Raw genomic sequence first — 24,193 nt, 5'->3', positions numbered from 1 at the left:
CGCGTAGGATTTCCCCGTGACCCCCGCCGCCGTCGGCGCCCCCGGATCGGCGCGGCGCTCCCTCCACTCGCTGTGGCTGCTGTCGGCGCGCGATCTGCGCGTGCGCTACTCGACCAGCGCGTTGGGATACCTGTGGTCGGTGCTGGATCCCCTCGTGATGAGTGGCATCTACTGGTTCGTCTTCACCCAGGTCTTCCACCGCTCGGTGGGGGAGGAGCCCTACATCGTCTTCCTCATCACGGCCCTGTTGCCGTGGGTGTGGTTCAACTCCGCCGTGACCGATTTCACGAAGGCGTTCAAGAAGGACTCCCGCCTGGTGCGCTCGACCTCGATCCCGCGGTGGATCTGGGTGAACCGCATCGTTGTGAGCAAGGGCGTGGAGTTCCTCTTCTCGCTCCCGGTGCTCGTGCTGTTCGCGGTCTTCGGCGGGGCGCAGGTTTCGTGGGCGCTGCTGGCCTTCCCGCTCGCCGTGCTGCTGCAGACGACGCTCCTGGTGGGGCTCGGTCTGATCGTCGCCCCGCTGTGCGTCATGTTCGGCGACCTCGAACGCACCACTCGTCTGGTGCTGCGCGCCCTGTTCTACGCGTCGCCCATCATCTACGGCGTCGGCAACCTCCCCGGCGTCTTCGCGGACATCGCGGCGTTCAACCCGCTCGCGGGGATCTTCACGCTCTACCGCGTCGGGTTCTTCCCCGACCAGTGGGACACCCTCACGGTCGTGGTGGGTGCGGCGGTGAGCCTCGGCATCCTGGGTCTTGGCCTGGTGGTCTTTCCGCGGCTCGAGCGTCCGGTGTTGAAGGAGCTGTGATGGCCGGTCCCGCGATCGACGTCCACGGGTTGGGGGTGCGCTTCCGCCGCAACCGCCGGGGTGGCCGCAGCCTCAAGGACATCTTCGGCGGCACCGCGCGCCGTTCGCGGCCCGACGAGTTCTGGGCGCTGCGCGACGTGTCGTTCCGGGTGCAGCCGGGGGAGTCGATCGGCGTGGTCGGCCGCAACGGCCAGGGCAAGTCGACGCTGCTCAAACTCGTCGCGGGCGTCCTTCTCCCCGACGAGGGAGGAGTGTCCGTCGACGGCGGGGTCGCGCCGCTCATCGAGATCACCGGGGGCTTCGTCGGCGACCTCACCGTGCGCGAGAACGTGCGGTTGACCGCCGGGTTGCACGGGATGCCACGGGCCGAGGTCTCCCGACGCTTCGACGACATGATCGCTTTCGCCGAGATCGGCGACTTCGTCGACACCCCGTACAAGCACCTGTCGAACGGGATGAAGGTGCGCCTGGCGTTCTCGGTGGTCTCGCAGCTCGACGAGCCGATCCTGCTGGTCGACGAGGTGCTCGCCGTCGGCGACCGGTCGTTCCGCGAGAAGTGCTATCGCCGCATCGACGAGTTGCTCGCCGAGGGGCGCACCCTGTTCTTCGTCAGCCACAACGAGAAGGACCTGCGCCGGTTCTGCACGCGGGGGCTCTACCTCGACGGCGGCGAGCTGAAGCTCGACGCCCCGATCGCCGAGGTGCTCGACCGGTACAACGCCGACTACGCGACGGGCTGAGCGGGCTCCAGGGGAGGCATCGGCTTCCACGACGCGTCGCGGGTGATGCGGCGCCCGTCGCGGAGGCCGCGGAACAGGTGGCTCGTGCCGCGGAGCTTGCGCTCCACCACCACGAGGCGGATCAGTTCCTTCACGAAGGTCAGGGTGGTCCCCGCGCTGAACGGCAGGGCCCGGTAGACGCCGAGCTGGCGGTAGTACTTCTGCAGATACGCGCGGTTGCGCATGATGTAGTACCGGTACGCGTCGCTGGAGGCGTTCATGTGGCGGATGCCCATGTCCCACTGCTTGATCTCGCGGGTGCGGCGCAGCACGAACTCGTTCACGATCACCGAGGGCGTCTGACGCGAGGCGAGCCACCCGTAGAGCTGGTCGTCCCAGTAGATGAAGAAGCGGGGATCGGGCAGGCCGATCTTCGCCACGATGTCGCGGTGGATGAACATCCCCTCGAAACAGCCCGAGTTCATCGGCTTGAAGCCGGACTCGTCGAAGCCGGCGGGGGCGAAGGGGATGGGGATCGCCATCGACTCGGCGACGCGGTACTGCCAGTAGAACTCGCTGCCGTCGTAGTCGTAGCGCCGCCCCTGGATGCTGCGGAATCGCGGTGCCCATCGGCCCATGCGGGCGAGACCGTCGGAGACGACCTCGACGTCGTCGTCCATGAGCCAGATCCACTCGGATCCGAGCTCGTACGCGACGCGCATGCCCTCGCTGAAGCCGCCGGAGCCGCCCGTGTTCGTGTCGAGTCGCCGGTACACCAGCTCGGTGGGGAGGCGGTCCCGGAACGATTCGACGACGGCGGTCGTGTCGTCGGTGGAGGCGTTGTCGATGACGACGAGGTGGCCGGGCGCCGGCTCCATCTGCGTGATGCTCTCGAGCAGGCGCGTCAGCAGGTGCGTGCGGTTGTAGGTGACGACGACGATCGTCGCCGTGGCCGGGTCGAACGCGTTCACGAGCGCTCCTCGAAGGTCGCGCGCCACTGGGCCTCGGAGACGAGGTCGGGAAGAGCCCGGCGGTACTGGGCGGACAGGCGGGGCCACTCGCGCTGCAGGCGTCGGTGCAGGCGCACGCTGTCGACGAGCATGCGGCGGAACTGGGCGCGATCGCGGGTGTAGATGTTCTTGCCCGAGCCGTCGGCGGCGCTCACGAGCGCGCTGTCGTACGTCGGGATGCGCCACCAGTGCGCGTCGTTCTTGCCGAACTCGACCTCGGGCTGGTCGACGTTGGCCGGATCGGGGGTGTGGAACCAGTGCGAGAGCAGGGTGCGCACGGTGAAGGTGCGCAGGGCGAGGCCGCGCGGGCTGTCGAACTCGTGCTTCTTCAGACGCTTGAACACCTGCCGGCCGCGACGGGCCCGCAGCGGAACGCCCGAGTCCTTGTGAACGACGGTCTCGGGGTGCTTCCGGGCGACGGCGCGCGCGTCGGGCATGGCGGTGGCCAGGCCCGCGCGCATGTGCTCGGGGCCCGACAGGATGTCGCGCAGTGCCCGGTGCCGGAGTTCCACCGGGTAGTACTGCATCATCAGGAGGTGCTTCAGATCGACACGTCGACTGTGGCGGATGAGGGTTCCGCCCAGCGGTGAGCGGGAGTGCAGCAGGGCCGCGACGATGCGGTTGCGGGCATGGAAGTACGCCTGCCAGTCGATGGAATCGTCTTTGCCGATCCACGACACGTGCCACAACGCCACACCCGGCATCGACACGGTCGGGTACCCGGCATCCCGAGCCCGCACGCAGAACTCGGCGTCGTCCCACTTGATGAACGCCGGCAGCGACAGGCCGATGTCGCGCAGGATGCTCGTGGGGATGAGGCACATCCACCAGCCGTTGTAGTCGGCGTCGAGGCGCATGTGCAGCATGGGGCTCTGGCGCAGGTTGGCGACGCTGAAGTCGTGGGGGAGGCGCTCCTGGTAGAGCGCCCGCCACATGAAGGGGGCGTCGTCGACGACCTCGGCCCACGCGTGCAGCTTCGGGCGGTCGAGCAGATCGAACATGTGGGCTCCGACGATCGTGGGAACCGAGGCGTAGCGGCCGAACACCACCGAGCGGCGGATGGATTCCGGCTCGATGCGCACGTCGTCGTCGAGCAGCTGCACGAAGTCGCTGCCCGAGCGGGCGAGGGTCTCGACCATCGCCCGGGCGAACCCGCCCGACCCGCCGAGGTTGGGCTGACGCAGCACCTGCAAGGTCTCACCCAGGCGTTCCGCCACCGCGGGGTAGGCGTCCTGATCCTCGACGAGGTCAGTGCCCTGGTCGATGATGAACACGCGGTCGACGACGTCGAGCACGTCGGGGGCGTCGGCGAGGGCCTGGAGCGTCTCGACGCAGTAGTCGGGCTTGTTGTAGGTCGTGACGCCGATGCTGGCCTTGCCGCCGCGCGCCGGCTCCTGCTCGGTGGTCCACTCGGCGCCCTCGAACATCGCGTCCGCGCGATCGGCGGCGACGTCGAACCAGATCCACCCGCCGTCGCTGTACTGGTCGAGCACGAGGTCGAACGAGGTCGCGACCTCGTCGCCCTTCACCTCGCGGGTCTCGATGCGCTGCTTCGTGCCGCTGCCGTTCGAGCGGTACACCAGGATCGTGGCGTTGCCCGAGGTGTGAACGGTCAGGCGCACCTGGCGGACGGCCGTCCAGTGCTGCCAGTACGAGGCGGGGAAGGCGTTGAAGTACGTGCCGAACGACACGCGGCGCCCCGCGACGATGCGGGCGCGGTGGCGGTCGAGGATGTTGCTGAGCTGGGCGACGTTCGTGACGCGCACGGGCTCTTCGTCGATCGTCGACCAGGTCTCGGGGTCGACGTACAGCGGGAGAAGGTCGGGGTCGCGATCGAGCGGAAGCACGGCGTTCTGCAGGGTGTACGTCACGAAGAGGTCTTTCGTTCAGGGGCCGCGGCCGCGGGCGGCCAGCCAGCCAGCGGGAAGTCTACCCGGCGCGTCGCGGGCCGTCCTGAGCGTCGGCGTCGCCGTCGGTCCCGTCGCCGGGGTCGTCGGTGCGGGGGGTGCGCGGGCCCGCCGCGGGGTTCTCGCCGGCCGCAGCGCCCGGCGGTGCGGCGGCGGCCATGCGCTGGTCGAGCTGCTCGCGCCACGAGCGGGACTGCCCCGCCCGCACCGCGCACAGCGCGAGCAGCAGCCACCCGGCCCCCGTCAGCGTGAAGCTCTCGAACACCGAGACGGTGAGCAGCGCGACCAGCGTCAACGGGGCCCAGGCGTGCACGACCGCGCGGCGGGAGCCCGCGACGAGCCACCCGCGGGCCAGGCCGAGGCCGCCGAGCGCACCGAAGAGCAGCAGCCCCACCCACCCGAGCTGCAGCAGCACGTCGAGGAAGGCGCTGAGCGCGGAGGCATGCCACGCGCCGAGCGCCAGGGTGATCAGGTCGAACGGCACGATGCCGGGTACCCACGCCCCGAACCAGCCGAACCCCTGCACCGGACGCAGCTCGGCCACGTCGAGCACGCGCACCCACAGATCGGTGCGGAGCGAGAGATCGGCGCTCGCGCCGAGCGCGGCGACGAGGGGAGCGCGCAGCGCGAAGACCGCCCCCGTCGCGACGACGACGATCGCGCCCAGCAGCGTCTGCGCCGAGCGACGGCGAGCGGCAGGAACGCGTCGCACGGCCCACAGGGCGCCCGCGGCCAGCCCGGTCACGGCGGCGACGACGATGACGGTGGGCGAGCCGCTGAGCGCCGCGAGCACGCCGCCGAGCAGCACCGAGCCGATCGCGACCCCGGTCCCGACCGAGCGGGTGCGCCACTCCACGAGGAAGGTGATCAGGGCCACGACCGTGACGAAACCGAGGGCGTTGCGCGTTCCGAACACGCCCTGCACGGGGCCCAGGTCGGCGATCGCCCCCTGGATCTGCAGGAAGGGGATCGGAAGATCCAGCAGGATGCCGCTGAGCACCTCGAGCGCGAGCGACAGGCCCAGCAGCCACCGCAGCACGTCGCCGAGCGCCCGCACCGTCTGCACCGCGTCGCGCACGAGCCCGATGACCACCGCGAGGAACGCCAGTGCGGCGAAGGAGAGCCATCCGCCGAGCGCCTCGGCGGGGGCCGTGCTCCAGAACACGCTCGCCCCCGCCCAGGCCACGAGCAGCACGAGCGTCGTGGGGGCCAGGCGCACGAGGTCGATCTCGTCGCGCCGAGCCCACAGGATCGCGCCGCCGAGGGCGCAGAGCCCCGCGAACACCGTCGCGAGCGTCACCGACCCGGCGACCGCCGCGATCGCGAAGCCGCCGAAGGCGGCGGCGAACACCGCGAGGGTGAAGGCGCGGGCCAGGGCCGGGGAGGCGAGCAGGGGGAGCGGCGCGGCCGGCGCCGAGGTCACGGCGCGGGTCTCTGCAGCTCGCCGCGTTCGATCGACAGGCTCTGCTCGCTGGGGCCGACCCCCACGAGCGGAGTCTGCTTGATCTTCGCGCCGAAGAGCACGACGAACATCCATCCCCACAGCAGCAGCGGCCCGGATTCGGTCAGGCCGAGCACGACCAGCAGTGCTCCGATCAGGGTCGGGAGCAGTGTGAGGGGCGAGTGCGGGCGATCGGCGCGCAGGTCCCACCGCGGTCGATCGACGGCGAAGAACCACGAGCGCCAGACGTACGCGAGGTACACCAGCGCGAGCAGCAGGACGCCGATTCCCCCCAGCTGCAGATACGCGTCGAACCACATGCTGTGCGCCTGCACGACGGTCTGCCCGTGGTCGACGATCCAGCCGTCGATGAGCGGTTCCGAGGCGATCCAGGGCGTCGAGAAGCCCCACCCGATGATCGGGTGCTGGTCGGCGCGCGCCACGACGTCGGCCCAGATGCCCTCGCGGCCCGTGAGGTCTGCGCCGCGGCCGAGAAGCCCGAACAGGGCGTCGCGGCCGAACCACAGCGCGGCCCCCGCGCCGAGCCCGACGGCGGCGTACAGCAGGTACCACCGCGTGCGCTCGCCGGGGCGGCGGGCGGTGCGCATCACCAGCACCGTGCCGAGCACGAGGGCGACGAAGGCCGCCGCGATGAAGGCCGTCGCCGACCCGGCGCGGACGAAGAGGAAGGCGGCGACCGCCATCCAGCCGATGAGCAGCGTGCGGCGGGGGGCTCCGGCGGCGAGGCGCACCGCGAAGACGATGAGGGCGACGAGCATGACCGCGGCCAGCAGGTTGGCGTTGCCGAACACGCCCTGGATGCGGCCGCCGTCGAAGAGGTTGTCGCGCGACCAGTAGACGATCGGATCGACCCGTTCCGAGGGGACGACGAAGCCGGGCAGCAGCGGGCCGCGCACGAACACCGAGACCACGACCTCGAACAGCAGCGACAGGCCCACGATCCATTTGGCGGCCGACGCGACCGCGCGCACGACGTCGCGCCAGGTGAGCACGGCGCCGATGAAGAGCGCCTGGAAGGTCGTGATGGCCAGCAGCAGCCACGTGAGCACGGATGCCGCGGGCCATGCGCTCCACGAGATCGAGGCCGCCGCCCAGGCGACGTATCCGAAGGCGAGCCAGGGCAGGCGGCGCACCGCCACCGGGGGACGCACCACGATCCACACGATCGCCGAGACCACGGCGGAGCAGGCGACGACGATCGCGGCGATGAGCGGGCCGACCGCGTTGACGAGCCCCACGCCACCCAGGGCGAGCACGAGCACGAGCACGCACCAGGCGCGCAGCAGCAGGTGCCCGGTCGTCTCGCGCGGCGGTGCCGTCGGCAGCGCCGACACGGGGTGATTCGTGTACATCGCCATGGTGTGTTCAGGGTACCGGTCGGCATCCGGGGGCGCGGGGTGCTGCCACTAGGCTGACGCCCGTGCTTGTTGCGATCTCGAACACGCCCCGCGACTACGCCTGGGGCAGCCCGACGCTCATCGCCGACCTCGAGGGCCGCGAGCCCACCGGCGCCCCCGAGGCCGAGGTGTGGTTCGGCGACCACCCCGGCTCGCCCGCCGAGGTGCACGACGGCTCCGACCGCACGCTCGACGCCTGGCTCCCGGCCGAGGCCGCGGCGCACGGTGTCCCGGCGAAACTCCCGTACCTGCTCAAGCTGCTCGCCGCCGGCGCGCCCCTGTCGATCCAGGTGCACCCCTCGAAGGATCAGGCCGTCGAGGGCTTCGCCCGCGAAGAGGCCGCCGGTGTTCCCCGCGACGCGGGGTCGCGCAACTACAAGGACGACAACCACAAGCCCGAGGTCATCGTCGCCCTCAGCGACACGTTCACCGCTCTGGCGGGCCTGCGCGACATCGCGCGCACCCGGGCCCTGGTCGCCGCCCTCGGCGACGCGCCCGCGGTGACGGCGCTGCGCGAGCGCCTGGCCGCCGACGATGCGAGCGCGGCCCTGCGCTCGACGATCGGCTGGCTGCTGGGAGACGCCGATGCGGCGGAGATCGCCGAGATCGTCGACGCCGCGGCCTCGGCCCACTCCGACGAGTTCGCCGCCGAGCTGGCGTTGGCGGGCTCGCTCCACTCGGCGTACCCGGCCGACCCGGGCATCGTGGTGGCGCTGCTGATGAACCTCGTCGAACTGCGCCGCGGCGAGGCGATCTTCGTGCCCGCCGGCGTGCTGCACGCGTACGTCGCGGGTCTCGGCGTGGAGATCATGGCCGCCAGCGACAACGTGCTGCGCGGAGGGCTGACCCCCAAGCACATCGACGTCGCGGAGCTGCTCTCGCTCGTCGACTTCCGTCCCGCCGAGCCGCCGTTCCTGTCCCCGACCGTCGCGGACGGTGTCGAGGTGTTCGCCCCGGGGATCGCGGACTTCGCCCTCGGACACCTCGTGCCCGGCGCCGCGGCGGCGCTGGAGCTGCGCGGGGTGGCGATCGCCCTGGGTATCTCGGGTGAGACGGTGCTCACCGGCGCCGCCGGCGGCACGGTGACCCTGACGGCGGGTCAGGCGGCGCTCATCACGCCCGACGAGTCGCCGGTCTCGACCGACGGCGGCGGCGAGGTCTTCGTCGCGATGCCCGGCGCCTGACGACCCGACACGCCGTGGCGCGTCGTGAAGGTTCATCTCTGCCTTGAGGGTTTACGATCCGCGACTTGACCAAATGGAATGACACGGGTGTAATTACTTATGCGCGGCACCGCGCGTCACGGGTTCGAACCAGGCGGAGGACGATATGGCGACATCGCAGTACCGGTCCGGTGTCCCGGACAACTGGTTCGTCGATCCGGTCGATCTCGGTGTTCCCGGAGTCCGTCGCGACATCGACTCCACCGAAGAGAACACCCTCTCGTGGCAGACCGATGCGCTGTGCTCGCAGACCGACCCCGAGGCGTTCTTCCCCGAGAAGGGCGGCTCGACGCGCGACGCCAAGCGCATCTGCACCTCGTGCGACGTGAAGTCCGAGTGCCTCGAATACGCGCTGCAGAACGACGAGCGCTTCGGCATCTGGGGCGGTCTCAGCGAGCGCGAGCGCCGCAAACTCAAGCGCCGCGCCTGATCTCCGGCCCGCTTCACCCGTAACCGAGCGATCCTGTCGCCGACGGCGCGGCGTGCGTCATCGCGCAGGACCGCGCTTAGGCTGATCCGCGTCATGCCCGCTCGTGTACACGCCATCCTCGTCGTCCGCCCCGAAGGACGCACTCCCGCCGCGAACCATCTGCAGCGGACGCTCGCCGCGCTCGCCGCGCAGACGCGCCCCGTCGACGCCCTCACCATCGTGCTGTGCGGCGCCGATCCGGCACTGACCCAGCTCGCCGCCACCTCGGGCGCCGAGGGCGTGATCACCGCCCCCGCGGGAACCTCCTTCGCCGCAGCGACCGCACTCGCGACCCCGCGCCTCACCGGTGACACGGTGTGGCTGCTCGCGCAGGACACCGCGCCCGACCCCGACGCCCTCGTGCGACTGGCCGGTGCCCTCGAGCTGTCGCCCTCGCTCGTGGTCGCCGCCCCCAAGCTCGTGGCGTGGGACGAGCGCGACATGATCCTGTCGCTCGGCGTCAGCATGAACCACTACGGCAGCACCGTCGAGCTCGCCGCGGGCGAGCTCGACCAGGGCCAGCACGACGGCGACGCCGACGTGCTCGGCACTGACGTGCGCGGTGTGCTCGTCCGACGCGACGCGTGGACCTCGCTCGGGGGCCTGGATCCCGCCCTGGGCGGCGCCGACGAGGGGCTCGACCTGGGCGTGCGCGCCCGCCTCGCCGGCACCCTCGTCTCGGTCGTGCCCGCGGCCCGCGTCGCGGTCGCCGGTGACGGTGTCGCGGCGATGGCCCGCGGCCGTCGACGGGCCCGACGACGCGCCTTCGCCACGCGCACCGCGCAGTTGCACCGTCGTCTCGCCTACGCGCCGGCGCCCGCGGTGCCCCTGCACTGGTTGTCGTTCCTGCCGTTGGCGCTCTGGCGCACAGTGCTGCACCTCGTGACGAAGATGCCCTACCGGGTCCTTCCCGAGTGGGGCGCGACCCTGCTGGTCATGGCCCGGGTGGCCGCGGTCGCCCGCGCCCGCCGCCGCATCCGCGCCGTCCGCACGGTGGGGTGGTCGCGCATCGCCCCCCTGCGGGTCTCCCGGGCAGAGATGCGGCTGCGATGGGAGGGCGACGGGGCCGACCCCGACGCCCCCGTGCGCTCGGAGCTGCGCTTCTTCGTCGGCGGGGGCGCGTGGACGGTCCTCGGCGCCCTCGCGGTGTCGGCGGCGCTGTTCGCCCCCCTCCTCGCCTGGCCCGTGCTCGGCGGGGGCGCCCTCGTGCCGCTGCGGGCCAACATCGCCCAGCTCTGGCAGGACGCCGCCTGGGGAGCGCGCCCCCTGGGCCTGGATGCCGTGGGCCCCGCCGATCCGTTCTCGGCCCTCGTCGCGCTGATCGGCACCCTGTCGCCCGGCGACCCCTCGCGGGCCTTCGTGGTGCTGTGGGTGCTGGCCCTGCCGCTCGCCGTGCTCGGCGCGTGGTTCGCCGCCACGCGCGTGACCGAGTCGTCGCTGCTGCGCATCACGGCCGCCCTCGCGTGGGCGCTCGCCCCGACGTTCCTCGCCTCGCTCGTCGAGGGTCGCCCGGCCGGGGTGCTGCTGCACCTGCTGCTGCCGTGGCTGTTCTACGCCGCGAGCGTCGCCCACCGTTCGTGGGCGCCCGCCGGGGCGGCATCCGTTCTGCTGGTGGGCGTGCTCGCGTGCGCCCCCTCGCTCGCTCCGGCCGTGGTCGTGCTCTGGTCGGCGGCCCTGGTCGTCGTGGCCCTCGTCGCCGGTCGCGGCGTGGCGCGCGTGGTCTGGCTGCTGGTGCCCTCGATCGTCGTGTTCGCGCCGCTGGTGTGGACGCAGGTGCGCACGGGCAATGTCTGGGGCCTGCTCGCCGACCCCGGCGTGCCCTACGCCGGCGCCGAGGTCCCGTCCGATCCCCTCGGGCGGGCGCTCCTGGCCGTCGGCTTCCCCACCTCCGACCCCGGCGGGTGGGCGTCGCTCACCGGCGGTCCCGTCTGGTGGGTGGGTCTTCTCGTGGCCCCCTTGGCGGTCCTCGCCGTGCTGTCGGTGCTCACCCCGCGGTGGGTCACCGGCTCCGCTCTCATCGTCGTCACCGCCGCCGGGCTGGCCACCGCCTTCGCCGCCGTCGGCGTGGCCGTCTCGTTCGATCACGCCGTCGCGGTGCCGCTCTGGCCCGGCGCCGGCCTGAGCCTGGCGTGGGTGGGGGTGGTCGGTGCGGCGGTCGTCGCTCTCGACGCCGGCATCGTGCCGCGCGTCTCGGCGCTGCGCCCGATCGGCGCCCTCGTGGTGCTCGCCGCCCTGCTCGTCGCCGTCGCTCCCGCCCTGACGGCGCAGACGGGCAACGGCGACTCCGGGCGCTCGGTCGTCACCAACGGTCCCGTCTCGACCCTGCCGGCCTTCGTCGCCGCCGAGGGGCGCGGGTCCACCGACGTCGGGACGATCGTGCTCGACCCGCGCGCCGACGGGCTGCGGGTCGACGTCGTCTGGGGCGGAAGCGCGACGCTGTCGGGGCAGAGCACCGTGCAGTCCACGCGCACGACCCCCGGTCCGGGCGACGTCGAGCTCGCCGCCCTCGCGGCGGATCTCGTGTCGCCCTCGGCCGACGACGTCGTCTCGCGCCTGGCCGCGCGCGGCATCGGCTTCGTGCTGCTGGAATCCGCCCCCGCGGGGGAGGACGACGTTATCCGCGGGGCGCGCCTGGGGGCTGCCACCTCGCTCGACCAGCGCGATCTGCTCGACCCGGTCGGGGCGACCTCCCGGGGGGATCTCTGGCGCGTCAACGCCCCGCTGCAGCCGCGCGCCGAGATGGACGCCCACCAGGTCGCCCTGCAACGGCTGGTGACGTTCGGATCGATCGGCGTGCTGCTGGTCGCCCTGCTGCTCGCCGTTCCCACCGCCGCGTCGCGCCGCGTCGCGCGCCGCACGCCGCGCATCGTCGGCCCGACACCGGGAGGATCCCGATGAGCAACCGTCGCTTGGCCCGCGTGGCGGCCACCAGCGCCCGCGTCGTGGCCGGCGCCGCCGTCGCCACGGCGGCGGTGGTGGGAACCGTGGTCGGCATCGCCGCCCCCTGGCCCGAGTACACGGCCACTCCCGTGCGTGTGGAGGCGACGCCCGCTCCCTCCGACACCGCGCTCGCGTGCGACGGCCCCCTGCTCGCCCTGGGGCGCAGCGCCGACGCCGCCGGCAACCTCAGCGCCGCCGCCGCCCAGCAGGTCGTCAGCGGACCCGCCGACAGTGCCGCGGCGGTCACCACGCTCACCGGCGCCACGGCCGACGCGTCAGGCGACGCCGAGGCCCTCCGCGCGGCACCGCTCGACGAGACCCAGACCCCTCTGGCCGCCGCGGGGTCGGCGACCGCCGTGTCGGACGATCTGACCGGGTTCGCGGCATCCGCGTGCCGCGCCCCCCTCGCGGAGTCGTGGCTGGTCGGAGGCGCGACGACCACCGGCGCGAACGACCTGGTCGTGCTCGCCAACCCCGGCGAGGTTCCCGCGACGGTGCAGCTGTCGGTCTACGGAGCGCAGGGCGTGTCGACGCCTCCCGGCGGGCGCAACCTCGTCGTGCCCCCCGCCGGTCGCCGCGTGGTGCCCCTGGCGGGGCTCCTGCTGGGCGAAGAGAGCCCGGTCGTGCGCGTGGTCGCCTCGGGCGCTCCGGTGCACGCGTCGCTGCAGTCCGCCCTGACCCGCGTGCTGCTGCCCGGCGGGAGCGACCAGGTCGCCCCGATCGCGCAGGCCGACACGCGGCTGGTGATCCCGGGCGTCGAGGTGCTCACCACCGGTCAGGGGCAGGCCGGCACCGTGCTGCGTCTGCTGTCGCCCGGCGCCGACGCCACCGCCACGGTGACCCTGTCGCCGCTGGACGCCGCGGTCGCCGCCCCCGCTCCGAGTCAGGTCCCGCTGAGCGTCGGCAAACCCACCTCGCTCGACCTGTCGGGTCTGGCCGCCGGCGCGTACACCGTCGAGGTCGACGCCTCGGCTCCGGTCGTGGGCGCGACGTGGTCGACCACGGGATTCGGCGAGGGTGCCGACTTCGCCTGGTACTCCCCGGCACCGCGCTTCATCTCGGCGAGCACCATCGCCGTGGCTCCCGGCGTGGGCGCCGCGGTCGTGCTGACCGCCGAAGCCCAAGACGTCACGGTGACCCTCGCCCCGACCGACGGGGGAGCGCCGATCGTGGCGACGGTCGCCGCGGGAACGAGCGTCGCGGTCCCCGCGGCGGCGGGTGCCTATCGTCTCGAGACGAGCGCCGCGGTGCACGCCGCGGTGACCTACTCGGGAGCGGGCGCGCTCGCGTCGTACCCGCTGTGGCCGGCGGATGCCGCCGCCTCGGCGCTGACGATCCTGCCCTGACGCGTCGCCGCGACGTCGTGCTCGTTCGGCGTGCGCGCGTCGATCAGAAGAAGCGGAAGCGCTCGGGGCCGAGGTCCCACGGGTCACGGTCGAGGAACTCGGCCGCAGCGCGGAAGACGGCGCCCTCGATCACCATGCGGCGGTGCAGGTCGTCGTCGTGATGCGGATGCCCGAGGCGCTCAATGGGCACGCGGTAGAGGATGATGCGTTTCTCTTCGCGCAGCACCGTCCACCGGGGGATGCCATCGGTCGCGGCCGGCGGCATGATGCCGATCTCGAACGACACGTCGCGCAGCTCGGTCCAGGCCGAGCGTAGGAACTCCGCGGCGGCCCCCACGGCGACGTCGAAGCGCTCGACGCGCGTGTCGACCGGCGGCAGCGGCGGACGTACGACGGGACTGCGGTTCTCGCGCCCGTGGCGACCGTGCCGCGACGGACGGACGACCGGCCGGGCTTCGCGGGATCGTCGACGCACCATGCGTTCATCCTATGGTTGCGGTGCGCGACGTCGGCAGGTCCGTCGGTACCGTCTGCATGATCCGCGGGCACCGCCACCGTTCGTTTCGACGCATGAAGTCGACGCATAAACGCGGATCCTGCGCATAAACACGCCGCCGTCGCGTTTATACGCAGGATGAGCGTTTATGCGTGTGGGGGCGATGCGGGCCCGGCGCAGAGGGCGCGATGGTGCGGCTGTACCGCCGCTGTCGGGCGCGGCATCCGGGGGCGACGGCGCGGCGCGGCGGTCGCCAGGCGCCGGCTCTGTAGGCTGACCCGCGATGCGCGACAGACTCTGTTCGAAGGTGGCGTGCGCCCGCGAGGCGATGAGCACCCTCACCTACGACTACGGCGACCAGATGGCGGCCCTCGGCCCCCTCGGTCCCGTCGGAGACCCCCACGCGCACGATCTGTGCGCGATCCACGCCGATCGCCTGTCTGTTCCGCAGGGGTGGGTCGTCGTGCGGCACGAGACGCTGCGCGCCTGAGCCCGCCGCGTCAGACCCGCTCGGTGAGTGCGGCGGCGCGCTGATTCTCGAGCAGCAGCGCCCGGTACTCCCGGTCGCGCCGCACCGTCGACACGGCCCGCACGAGCGTCTCGGGGTCGGTCGGGGGCAGGGGCGACACGAACGGGCGGACCGCCTCGGCCAGCGCGGCGGCGACCCGCGCGCGCGAGGCCGGGTCGAGCGCGTCGGCCCCGCGCACGAAGGTCGACATGCGCGCCGCCAGTCGGTCGGGCAGGCGCGAGACATCGGCGATCGCGGCCCACGATTCGAGTCCCGGAGGGATGCCGGGGGCCGGCGGCGGCAGAGGACGCGTGCGCGTGCGCTCGCTCGAGGTGCCCGCGAGCAGATCGCCCAGGCGCTGGGAGCGGGGCGTGAACATCCCCACCACCGCCGCGATCGCCCCGAGGGTGAACCACAGCTCCAGCACGCCGACGAGGGAGCGGATGAACGCCTGACGGAACCCCGCGGCGCCGCCGTCGGTGCGGACGATGCGCCCACCGACCACGAGGCGGCCGAGGCTGCGTCCGCGCGACAGGGTCTCCACCGTCGTGGGCAGCGCGACCATGACGACGACGAGCAGGGTGACCACGGCGATCCCGACCGCGCTCTCGGGCAGCGTCGCTCCCACGACCATGGTCGCGATCAGCAGGCCGCCACCGAGCAGGAGCGCGAAGCCCACCACCATGTCGATGAGGCAGCCGACCGCCCGCAAGAAGAACCCGAGGGGTTGGACGTCGAGGGCGACGGCCTCGCCGGTGAGGGTCTCGTCCGCACCCGTGTGCACGAGTGCGACCGAAGGTCCGGGGGTCGACGACGATGCCATGCGTACAGTTGACCACATGGACCTCGACGCCCTCACGGCCGCCCGACGAGACGAGTGGTCCCGCCTCGACGATCTCGGCCGTCGGCGCCGGTTGAGCGGCCCCGAGGTCGACGAGCTCGTCACGCGCTACCGCGCGGCATCGGCCGACCTGGCCGACATCAAGACCTCGGCCGGACGCACGCCGCAGGGCGACTACGTCTCGCTGCTGCTCGCCCGCACGCGTCTGCGCCTGACGGGCGTGCGCGAGAACGTGCTGAAGCAGTTCCCGCGCTTCTTCCTGCAGCAGCTGCCCGCGGCGCTGTACCGGGTGCGGTGGATGACGCTGGCGGTGACGGTGTTCTTCGTCGCCGTCGCCACCCTCGTCGCCCTCTGGATCTCGAACGACCCCGCCGCGGTGGCCGCGCTCGGCTCGCAGAGCGAGCTGCAGAACTACGCCGACGAGCGCTTCGTCGACTACTACCGCGAGAATCCCAACGCGATCTTCGCCGGTACGGTCTGGACCAACAACGCGTGGATCGCGGCGCAGTGCGTGCTGTTCGGGGTGACCGGCTTCTGGCCGGCGATGGTGATCATGCAGAACGCCGTGGGCGTGGGGCAGTCGGCCGCGATCATGATCGCCTTCGACCGCGCCGACGTGTTCTTCCAGTTCATCCTCCCGCACGGCCTGTTGGAGCTCACCGCGATCTTCGTCGCGGGAGCGGCGGGTCTGCAGATCTTCTGGGCCTGGGTCGCCCCCGGCCGACGCACGCGCGCCGCGGCTCTGGCGGCGGCCGGACGATCGCTGGCCACGGTGGCGGTGGGGCTCGTGTTCGCCCTGGCGCTGTCGGGTCTGGTCGAGGGCTTCGTCACGCCCCGCGACTGGCCGTGGCCCATCAAGATCGCCATCGGCGCGCTCGCGCTGGGCGTGTTCCTGTTCTACATGCTGTGGGTGGGCCGGAGGGCTGCGGCCGCGGGCGAGACGGGCGATCTCACCGAGTACGAGGCGGGGACTCCGACCCTCACCGCCGGCTGACGGCATCCGGTCGTTCCCGACCGTTCCCCGGCGTGTCATTTTTGATTCACTCAAAAATAGCTAGGGTGGAGGCATGCTCGACAGTCAGCCGGACGCCACCGCGGATGCCCTCATCCGCGGCGCGGGTCTGCGGGTGACGGCGACACGCGTCGCCGTGCTCGAGGCGCTCCGCGCCCGGCCGCACGCCACCGCCGACGCGGTGTTCGACGGGATCCGGGGCACCCTCCCCGGAACCAGCAAACAGTCCGTGTACAACGCGCTCGGCGACTTCGCCGACGCGGGACTCGCCCGCCGCATCGAACCCGCCGGCCACGCCGGCACCTTCGAACTGCGCGTGGGCGACAACCACCACCACGTGGTGTGCACCGGGTGCGGACGCATCGACGACGTGGACTGCGTCGTCGGCGCGGCTCCCTGTCTGCACATGCCGGAGCAGAGCGGCTTTCTCATCGAAACCGCCGAGGTGACGTTCTGGGGCGTGTGCTCCGATTGTCGAGCGAAGTCCGAAGCCGAAAAACCGAGAGGATCCCGATGAGCGACGCTCTGAACGGGTGCCCCGTCTTCCACGATGGAGCCGCCCCCGACGACAACCGACTGCCCGTGGGCGAAGCCCCCGCCGACAGCGAGCCCGCCGGCGCCCTGCCCCATCCGACCCAGGGCTCCGCCAACCGCGTGTGGTGGCCCGAGTCGCTGAACGTGAAGATCCTCGCGAAGAACAACGCGCTGCGCGACCCGCTCGGCACGGACTTCGACTACCGCGCCGCGTTCGAGGCGCTCGACCTCGCCGCCGTCAAGAGCGACATCCAGCAGGTCATGACGACCTCGCAGGACTGGTGGCCGGCCGACTTCGGGCACTACGGCCCCCTCATGATCCGCATGGCGTGGCACAGCGCCGGCACCTACCGCGTGACCGACGGTCGTGGCGGCTCGGGCGCGGGCATGCAGCGCTTCGCGCCGCTGAACAGCTGGCCCGACAACGTCAACCTCGACAAGGCTCGCCGCCTGCTCTGGCCCATCAAGAAGAAGTACGGCCAGTCGATCTCGTGGGCCGACCTCATGATCCTCGCCGGCAACGTCGCGCTCGAGGACATGGGGTTCCCGACCTTCGGTTTCGCCGGCGGCCGCACCGACGTGTGGGAGCCCGACGACGACGTGTACTGGGGCCCCGAGACCACGTGGCTCGGTGACGAGCGCTACACGGGCAATCGCGAGCTGGAGCGCCCGCTCGCGGCCGTGCAGATGGGCCTCATCTACGTCAACCCCGAGGGCCCCAACGGCAACCCCGACCCGCAGCTGTCGGCCCACGACATCCGCGAGACGTTCGGCCGCATGGCTATGAACGACGAAGAGACCGTCGCCCTCATCGCCGGTGGTCACACCTTCGGCAAGACGCACGGTGCCGCGAGCGACTCGCACGTGGGCGTGAACCCCGAGGCCGCCGACATCAACGACCAGGGTCTCGGCTGGAAGAACAGCCACGGCACGGGCAAGGGCGACGACACCATCACCAGTGGTCTCGAAGTCACCTGGACCTACCACCCGACCCGGTGGGACAACGAGTTCTTCCACATCCTCTTCGCGTACGAGTGGGAGCTCTTCCAGAGCCCGGCGGGCGCCCACCAGTGGCGTCCGAAGAACGGTGGCGGCGCCGACATGGTGCCCGAGGCGCACTCCGACGGACGCCGCGAGCCGCGCATGCTCACGAGCGACCTGGCGCTGCGCGTCGACCCGGCGTACGAGAAGATCTCGCGCCGCTTCGCCGAGGACCCGGCCGCCTTCCAGGACGCCTTCGCCCGCGCCTGGTTCAAGCTGACCCACCGCGACATGGGCCCGCGCGAGCGTTACCTCGGCTCCGAGGTCCCCGCCGAGGTGCTCGTCTGGCAGGACCCCGTGCCCGCCGTCGACCACGCGCTCATCGACGCCGCCGACGCGGCGGCGCTGAAGCAGCGGATCCTCGACAGCGGCCTGACGGTGCCGCAGCTGGTCACCACGACCTGGGCCGCCGCCTCCACCTTCCGCGGCAGTGACAAGCGCGGTGGCGTGAACGGCGCGCGCATCCGCCTCGAGCCGCAGAAGAGCTGGACGGTCAACAACCCCGAGCAGCTGGCATCCGTGCTCTCGGTGCTCGAGAACATCAAGGCCGACTTCGACGCGCAGGCGGCGGACGGCAAGAAGGTCTCGATCGCCGACCTGCTCGTGCTCGCCGGTAACGCCGGTGTCGAGCAGGCCGCTCGCGCGGGCGGTGTCGAGGTCGAGGTGCCCTTCACCCCGGGCCGCACCGACGCGACGCAGGAGCAGACCGAGATCGAGTCGTTCCGCTGGCTCGAGCCGGTCGCCGACGGCTTCCGCAACTACGCCTCGCGCGACGCGCGGCTGCCCGCGGAGTTCCTGCTGCTCGACAAGGCCAACCTGTTGACGCTCACCGCGCCCGAGATGACCGTGCTGGTCGGAGGCCTCCGGGCCATCGGCGCGAACTGGGACGGCTCCGACTGGGGCGTCTTCACGGACACCCCCGGTGCGCTGACGAACGACGTGTTCGCGAACCTGCTCGACCTCGGCACGACGTGGAAGCCGCTCGACAGCGGCAAGCACGCGTTCCAGGGCACGAAGGACGGCTCGGGCGAGACGGTCGGGATCGGCACCCGCGTCGACCTGGTGTTCTCGTCGAACTCCGAGCTGCGCGCGCTCGCCGAGGTCTACGCCTCGGACGACGCGAAGCAGAAGTTCGTGCGCGACTTCGTCGCCGCCTGGCAGAAGGTCACCGAGCTCGACCGCTTCGACCTGGTCTGACCACCCGTCCCCGCTGCGGCGGGGCGCGCTGCGGCTCGGTACCCGCGGCATCCGGAAGGCCCGTCCCCTCGCGGGGGCGGGCCTTCCGTCGTGCGCGCGGCGCTGCTGCGTCCGCCGGTTTCTCGCCGCCGCCCGCGCTGCCGTCTGTCGTCACCGTCGTCTCTGCCGGGGGGATGTCCCACTTCGTGCAGGTTTGTGGCTCTGTTGCTGCACGAACTGGGACATGCCGGAGGCGGCGGCGGCGTCTGCCGGGGGGATGTCCCAGTTTGTGCGGGTTTGCGGTGCGGGGGCTGCACGAACTGGGACACGCAGGGTGCGGGCGACTGACGTGCAGAGGCGGCGCGTGAGGCGGTGTCTGCCGGGGGATGTCCCACTTCGTGCAGGTTTGCGGCTCTGTTGCTGCACGAAGTGGGACATGCGCGAGGTGGCGACGGTGTCTGCCGGGGGGATGTCCCACTTTGTGCGGGTTTGCGGCACTGGGGCTGCACGAAGTGGGACATGCAGGGCAGGGGCGACCGCCGTGCGGGGGAGGCGCACGAGGGGCGTGCGGGAGAGGGGGCCGGGCTCAGGCGAGCGACAGGCGGCGCAGACCCTCGTCGAGAGAGACCGCGGGCGTCCAGCGCAGGTCGCGGCGGATCTCGGTCTGGTCGAACCAGTGCGCGGTCGACAGTTGCTCGGCGAGGAAGCGCGTCATGGGGGGTTCGTCCTCACCCGGGCGCACGGCCCACACGCGCTCGACGAGGGCGCCGGCCGCGCGAGCCAGCCCCGCCGGCACGCTGAACCGCGGCGGTTCGACGCCCGAAGCGCGGCAGATCCCGGCGAGCAGGTCGCCGACCGGGCGCGGCTCGCCGTTGGTCAGCACGTACGCGCGACCGCTCACCTCGTCGACACGGTCCAACGCGGCGACGATCCCGGATGCCGCATTGTCGACGTACGTGGAATCGATGAGCGCGGTTCCCCCGTTGAGCAACGGGAGTCGACCCCGGCGGGCGCGGTCGATCACGCGGGCGATCAGCTGGGTGTCGCCCGGCCCCCACACGAGGTGCGGGCGGATCGCGACCAGGGCGGTGTCGCCGCCCGCGCGCGAGAGGGCGATCAGCTCGGCCTCGGCCTTGGTGCGGGCGTACTCGCCGTGCGCGGCTTCGGGGTCGGCGGGCTCGGCCCCGACGCCGGCCAGGGCGTGACCGGCGTGTGCGACCGACGGCGACGACACGTGCACGATGCGCCGGACACCGGCGGCCGACGCGGCGTCGAGGAGCGTCCGCGTGCCCTCGACGTTGACGGCCCGGAACTGCGCGGGGTCTCCTGCCAGCGACACCTTCGCGGCCAGATGCACCACGCCGTCGACACCCTCGAGGGCGGATGCCACGGCATCCGGATCCGTCACGGAACCGAGACGATCCTCGGCGCCGTCGACGCGCGAGGGGCGCCGCTGGAGCGTGCGCACCTGATGACCGGCATCGTGCAGGGCACGCACGACGGCGCCGCCGAGAAAGCCGGACGCGCCGGTGGCGAGGACCCTCACGGCGCCGTCGGCTTCGCGCCGGCGAGCAGACGCTCGGCCCACGCGGCGAGGCGCGAGCGGTCGATCTTGGAGTTGTGGCGGATGTCGGTGGGCAGCGCCGGCACCACCAGCACCGCGGCCAGCGACTGCGCCGTGGAGGCGCGGACGGCCTCGGTCAGTTCCGGCGTCGCCAGCCCCGGGCGCCGCGCTCCGGCCTCGACCACGGCCACGACGACCTGTCGACCGACGGGGCCGACCCCGACCGCGGCCGCGCGTTCGACGGCGGGCACGGTCTCGGCATCCTGCTCGATGCCGACCGGGGTGACGGGACCCTCGGCGGTCGTGATGACGTGGGGGAGTCGCCCCTCGATCCACAGGCGTCCGTCGGCGTCGAGGTGACCCACGTCGCCCGTGCGGTGCCAGCGGTCGGCGACCCCGCGGCGGGCCTCGCGGTCGGTGAGGTAGAGGCGGAAGTACCCACGCTTGAGGTGCGGGGCCGAGATGACGACCTCGCCCGTCACTCCGGCGTCGGTCGACGGCTCTCTCGTGGCGCGGCCGTCGTGGCCGATCGCCGAGATGCGCACCTGGCCCGTGCCGAGGGGGCGGCCGACGCAGACGCCGCGGTCGCCCGTCACTGCCGCGCGCTCGATCTCGGGCAGGGTCACATCGGCGACGAGCAGGCACTCGGTCATGCCGTACGGGGTATGCGCGGTCGCCCGGGGCATGAGCTCCTGCGCACGGCGCAGCAGGTCGATGCCCACGGGGGCACCCGTCGAGAGGAAGGTGTCGACGCGGGCGAGGGCGGCGCGGTCGTCGGCGTCGAGGGCATCCGAGGTGGCGACGACGTTGTGCACCGCGGCGGGCGAGAGGAACACGATGCGGGCGTCGGAGGCGCGGACGGCTGCGGCCACCGCCGTGGCGGTGAGGGTGCGCGGCGCCGAGACATCCATGTCGGGGGTCGCCGAACGCGTACCGAGCGCCGGGCCCAGCAGCGCGAACGGCGCGAAGCCCGTCACCAGACCGGTGTCGGCCGTGACGCCGAAGTGCGCGGCCAGGGTGTCGCGCAGGGCGGTGAGTTGCGCGTGCGTGTACACGACGCCCTTCGCCGGTCCCGTGGACCCCGAGGTGAACAGGATCGCCGCCAGGGCATCGGCGTCGGGGGCGGCGGGCAGCGCGCGTCCGCGGCCGGCGCGCGCGAGGTCCGACAGGCTCGCCTCGACGCCGAGAGCGCGCGAGGTCACCGACGGCAGAGAGGCGGCCGACACCCGGCGCCCCGGCCATCCGAGCGCGCGGGCGGCGGCGAGACCGGCGACCTCGCCGATGACGACGTCGGGAACGGCGCCGCGCACGGCACGCGACAGACCCCGGATGCCGAGACCCCGGTCAGCCACGACCACGACGGCGCCGATGCGCAGGCACGCATACAGCGCCGCGGTCAGGGTGGGTCCGGGTGGCACCAGGAGCGAGACGCGATCGCCCGCGCGCACGCCGAAGGCGTCGAGACCGGCGGCGAGCTCGTCGACGCGGGTCGACAGCTGCCGCCAGCTCACGCGCAGCGGCGCCCCGTCGCGCGCGGTGCTCATGTCGATCACGGCGGTGTCGTCGTCGTCGCGGCGGGCGACGAGGGCGTCCCACAGTCGACCGGCGGGGGCGGTGTCGCTCGCGTCGTCGAGCTGCTCCTGCGCGCGTGCCGCCTTGGCGCGGCCCGCACGGGTCTCGGCGGGGGCCGCGTCGGCGGGGGTCGCGCCGGGGAGAGCGACGACCTTCTCGTCGAGCCAGTCGAGCACGACGTCGGCGTAGGGGCGCTCCTCGGCGATGAGGTGCCCGGCGCCTTCGAAACGGTGCACGTCGGCGTGCGGCATCCGCTCGGTGAGGTCGTCGAGGTGCCCTTCGCCGAACACGGGGTCCTTCGGTCCGCGCAGGAAGAGCGCGGGGACGTCGAGGTCGCGGAGCCCCGTCGACATCCGACGGAGCGCCGGAGTGCTCTCGTCGGTCGCGGTGGCCGGGATGTCGGCCACGAACCCGCCGATGCCGCGGCGACGGGCCACGGTGGCGTACGGGGAACGGAACGCCGCCCGCACGGCCGGGTCGAGATCGGCCAGCGCGAGGGTGGTGTCGAGGAACGCCGTGGTGCCGGTGGTGCCCGCGGCGAGCATTCCGCGCGCCGTCGCCACCCGCAGGGCGAAGGGCAGGGGGGCACCGTCGGGGTGATGCACGGCGGTGTTCAGCGCGATGACGGCCGCGAGGCGATCGCGGTGCTCGACGGCCCAGCCGAGCGAGACGGGTCCGCCCCAGTCGTGGCCGATGGTGACGACCGGACCGGCGAGGTCGAGCGCCGTCACAAGGGCGTCGAGGTCGGCGATGCGCTGCGCGAGCGTGCGGCGGAGTGTCGTGCGCTCCGAGAAGCCCATCTCGAGCTGGTCGACGGCGACGACGCGCCACGGGGTCGCCCCGGTCTCGGCGCGGTGGAGCGAGGCGTTCACCAGGGCACGCCAGAGGTACGACCACGTCGGGTTGCCGTGCACGGCGACGATGTTGCCGCGGGGCTCGATGCCGCGTTCCGCGAGGGCGGGGCCGGTGTCGAGCACGTGCCAGGTGCGCGTACGCCCCGCGTCGGCGGCGGCGCCGGGCACCTCGACCAGTCGAGAGAGCGACGGATCGAGCCCGGGCAGTCCCGCCGGAGGAAGCGTGGCGGCGGGGGCGGTGACCCTCACCAGGCCAGCTCCAGCATGCCGGTGTTCAGCCCGGAGCCCACCCCCATCAGCAGGACGCGATCACCCCGGCGGAGCGTGTGCTGCTCGTCGGCGAGGGTGATCGGGATGGATGCCGGACCGACGTTGCCCAGGTGGGGGTACGTGACGGGCACGCGGGTGCGGTCGAGCTTCGCTGCGCGGACGATCGCGGAGGTGTGCACGGACGAGACCTGGTGCGTGATGTACCGGTCCATCCCCGTCCACGAGAACTCGCCCTTGGCTTCTTTCCACGCCGAGACGACGAGGTCGAGTCCGCCCTTGAGCAGGGCTTTGGCGTCGGTGAACATGCCGTCGACGCTGCCGACGCAGAGGTCGTAGAACTCGGTCGCGGCGCGGGTGACGCCGCCGACCAGGCGGTGGCCCTCGGGATGGTCGCTCGCGCGTCCGAGCACGGCGGCGGCCGCGCCGGAGCCGAGGGTCAGCGACGCGAACTCCTGCATGAACGCGTCGCGATCGAGGTCTTCGCGCACGAGCCGGTTGATCGTGTTGACCTGGATCTCGTCGGCGTCCTCGCCGTTGACGATGAGCGCGTAGCGCACCTGGCCCGACTGGATCATGCCCGCGGCGAGGCTCATACCGTTGATGAAGCCGAGGCACGCGTTGGCCACGTCGAAGTTGATGGCGGAGCTGGGCAGACCGAGGCCGTGATGCAGGCGGACGGCGACCGAGGGCTCCAAGTGCTTGCGGGTGACGGAGGTGTTGATGATCAGGCCGATCTCGCTCGGATCCACGCCCGCCTCGGCCAGTGCCTGCTTGCCCGCGGCGATGGTCGCCTCGTCGGAGGACTCGCCCGCGGCCCAGTTGCGACGCTCGTTGACGCCGGCCACGCGACGGAGCAGACCGGGCTTCAACTTCAGCCGGTGCAACGCGGGAGCGAGCCGATCCTCGATGTCGTCCGACGTCGTGACCCGGCCGGGCAGAACGCTCGCCACCGATACGAGGGCCACATCGTCGAAGCGTGTCGTGGCGTTTCCTGGCAAGAGTTCTCCCGCATCCTGTGCGTAGACGGCGCAGCCGGGCGCGGAG

At 72.5% G+C, this 24,193-nt stretch carries 19 protein-coding genes; 10 read left to right on the top strand and 9 right to left on the bottom strand.

The window, feature by feature from the left end:
* The first annotated feature begins 16 nt into the window (after positions 1–16).
* Both IFU40_RS10695 and IFU40_RS10690 read left to right on the top strand, forming a co-directional pair.
* Complete coding sequence (locus IFU40_RS10695; protein WP_055834512.1) at positions 17–808, top strand: ABC transporter permease; 792 nt, start codon at positions 17–19, stop codon at positions 806–808.
* Positions 808–1,548: an ABC transporter ATP-binding protein gene (locus IFU40_RS10690; protein WP_055834515.1), complete on the top strand. Its 741-nt coding sequence runs from the start codon at positions 808–810 to the stop codon at positions 1,546–1,548. The genes IFU40_RS10695 and IFU40_RS10690 overlap by 1 nt, the downstream gene beginning before the upstream one ends.
* On the opposite strand, the gene IFU40_RS10685 is transcribed toward IFU40_RS10690, so the two are convergent.
* From IFU40_RS10685 to IFU40_RS10670, 4 genes are read right to left on the bottom strand one after another with little or no spacing between them, the layout of a single operon-like run.
* The gene (locus IFU40_RS10685) at positions 1,533–2,498 is read right to left on the bottom strand and encodes a glycosyltransferase family 2 protein (RefSeq protein WP_055936635.1); all 966 of its coding nucleotides are present in this window, start codon (positions 2,496–2,498) and stop codon (positions 1,533–1,535) included. The two genes, IFU40_RS10690 and IFU40_RS10685, sit on opposite strands and share 16 nt — an antisense overlap.
* Positions 2,495–4,408 carry a glycosyltransferase gene (locus IFU40_RS10680; RefSeq protein WP_191926299.1) on the bottom strand — a complete coding sequence of 638 codons (1,914 nt, stop codon included), beginning with the start codon at positions 4,406–4,408 and terminating at the stop codon, positions 2,495–2,497. The genes IFU40_RS10685 and IFU40_RS10680 overlap by 4 nt, the downstream gene beginning before the upstream one ends.
* A gap of 58 nt (positions 4,409–4,466) precedes the next feature.
* Positions 4,467–5,867, bottom strand: a complete 1,401-nt coding sequence (locus tag IFU40_RS10675; RefSeq protein WP_191926298.1) for an O-antigen ligase family protein — start codon at positions 5,865–5,867, stop codon at positions 4,467–4,469.
* A complete protein-coding gene (locus IFU40_RS10670; protein ID WP_191926297.1) occupies positions 5,864–7,264 on the bottom strand; it encodes an O-antigen ligase family protein in 1,401 nt (466 codons plus the stop codon). The genes IFU40_RS10675 and IFU40_RS10670 overlap by 4 nt, the downstream gene beginning before the upstream one ends.
* A gap of 62 nt (positions 7,265–7,326) precedes the next feature.
* Here IFU40_RS10670 and manA point away from each other — a divergent pair, with 62 nt between their 5' ends.
* From manA to IFU40_RS10650, 4 genes are all read left to right on the top strand, one after another.
* Positions 7,327–8,487, top strand: a complete 1,161-nt coding sequence (manA, locus tag IFU40_RS10665) for a mannose-6-phosphate isomerase, class I (RefSeq protein WP_191926296.1) — start codon at positions 7,327–7,329, stop codon at positions 8,485–8,487.
* A 145-nt stretch (positions 8,488–8,632) separates the two neighbouring features.
* Positions 8,633–8,956, top strand: a complete 324-nt coding sequence (locus IFU40_RS10660; protein ID WP_083285701.1) for a WhiB family transcriptional regulator — start codon at positions 8,633–8,635, stop codon at positions 8,954–8,956.
* Positions 8,957–9,049: 93 nt separating this feature from the next.
* Positions 9,050–11,893: a glycosyltransferase gene (locus tag IFU40_RS10655; protein ID WP_191926295.1), complete on the top strand. Its 2,844-nt coding sequence runs from the start codon at positions 9,050–9,052 to the stop codon at positions 11,891–11,893.
* The gene (locus IFU40_RS10650; protein ID WP_191926294.1) at positions 11,890–13,281 is read left to right on the top strand and encodes a DUF5719 family protein; all 1,392 of its coding nucleotides are present in this window, start codon (positions 11,890–11,892) and stop codon (positions 13,279–13,281) included. Before IFU40_RS10655 ends, IFU40_RS10650 begins: the two co-directional genes overlap by 4 nt.
* A gap of 43 nt (positions 13,282–13,324) precedes the next feature.
* Here the strand turns inward: IFU40_RS10650 and IFU40_RS10645 are convergent, their stop codons facing one another.
* On the bottom strand, positions 13,325–13,759 hold the full coding sequence (locus IFU40_RS10645) for a hypothetical protein (protein ID WP_191926293.1): 435 nt from the start codon (positions 13,757–13,759) through the stop codon (positions 13,325–13,327).
* Positions 13,760–14,060: 301 nt separating this feature from the next.
* Between IFU40_RS10645 and IFU40_RS10640 the strand changes: the two genes are divergently transcribed.
* The gene (locus tag IFU40_RS10640) at positions 14,061–14,267 is read left to right on the top strand and encodes a DUF3499 family protein (RefSeq protein ID WP_055834540.1); all 207 of its coding nucleotides are present in this window, start codon (positions 14,061–14,063) and stop codon (positions 14,265–14,267) included.
* A gap of 10 nt (positions 14,268–14,277) precedes the next feature.
* On the opposite strand, the gene IFU40_RS10635 is transcribed toward IFU40_RS10640, so the two are convergent.
* Positions 14,278–15,108: an RDD family protein gene (locus tag IFU40_RS10635; RefSeq protein WP_055834543.1), complete on the bottom strand. Its 831-nt coding sequence runs from the start codon at positions 15,106–15,108 to the stop codon at positions 14,278–14,280.
* A gap of 16 nt (positions 15,109–15,124) precedes the next feature.
* Here IFU40_RS10635 and IFU40_RS10630 point away from each other — a divergent pair, with 16 nt between their 5' ends.
* The 3 genes from IFU40_RS10630 (at position 15,125) to katG (ending at position 18,910) form a co-directional block, all read left to right on the top strand.
* Positions 15,125–16,120 carry a stage II sporulation protein M gene (locus tag IFU40_RS10630; protein WP_055834546.1) on the top strand — a complete coding sequence of 332 codons (996 nt, stop codon included), beginning with the start codon at positions 15,125–15,127 and terminating at the stop codon, positions 16,118–16,120.
* Between the two features lie 73 nt (positions 16,121–16,193).
* Positions 16,194–16,655 carry a Fur family transcriptional regulator gene (locus IFU40_RS10625; RefSeq protein ID WP_055834549.1) on the top strand — a complete coding sequence of 154 codons (462 nt, stop codon included), beginning with the start codon at positions 16,194–16,196 and terminating at the stop codon, positions 16,653–16,655.
* Complete coding sequence (gene katG / locus IFU40_RS10620; RefSeq protein ID WP_156784811.1) at positions 16,652–18,910, top strand: catalase/peroxidase HPI; 2,259 nt, start codon at positions 16,652–16,654, stop codon at positions 18,908–18,910. Before IFU40_RS10625 ends, katG begins: the two co-directional genes overlap by 4 nt.
* 565 nt (positions 18,911–19,475) lie before the next feature.
* On the opposite strand, the gene IFU40_RS10615 is transcribed toward katG, so the two are convergent.
* The 3 genes from IFU40_RS10615 to IFU40_RS10605 are packed head-to-tail and all read right to left on the bottom strand — an operon-like array spanning position 19,476 to position 24,147.
* Positions 19,476–20,435, bottom strand: coding sequence for an NAD-dependent epimerase/dehydratase family protein (locus tag IFU40_RS10615; protein WP_191926292.1), 960 nt, complete (start codon positions 20,433–20,435; stop codon positions 19,476–19,478).
* Positions 20,432–23,128 (bottom strand): alpha/beta fold hydrolase, encoded by a 2,697-nt coding sequence (locus tag IFU40_RS10610; RefSeq protein WP_191926291.1) that lies wholly within the window; start codon positions 23,126–23,128, stop codon positions 20,432–20,434. The genes IFU40_RS10615 and IFU40_RS10610 overlap by 4 nt, the downstream gene beginning before the upstream one ends.
* Positions 23,125–24,147, bottom strand: coding sequence for a 3-oxoacyl-ACP synthase III (locus tag IFU40_RS10605; RefSeq protein WP_055936675.1), 1,023 nt, complete (start codon positions 24,145–24,147; stop codon positions 23,125–23,127). The genes IFU40_RS10610 and IFU40_RS10605 overlap by 4 nt, the downstream gene beginning before the upstream one ends.
* Between the last annotated feature and the right edge of the window lie 46 nt (positions 24,148–24,193).

This window comes from Microbacterium sp. CFBP 13617, from assembly GCF_014839445.1.
Taxonomy (GTDB): domain Bacteria; phylum Actinomycetota; class Actinomycetes; order Actinomycetales; family Microbacteriaceae; genus Microbacterium.
This window is presented reverse-complemented; position numbering and strand designations above follow the sequence as displayed.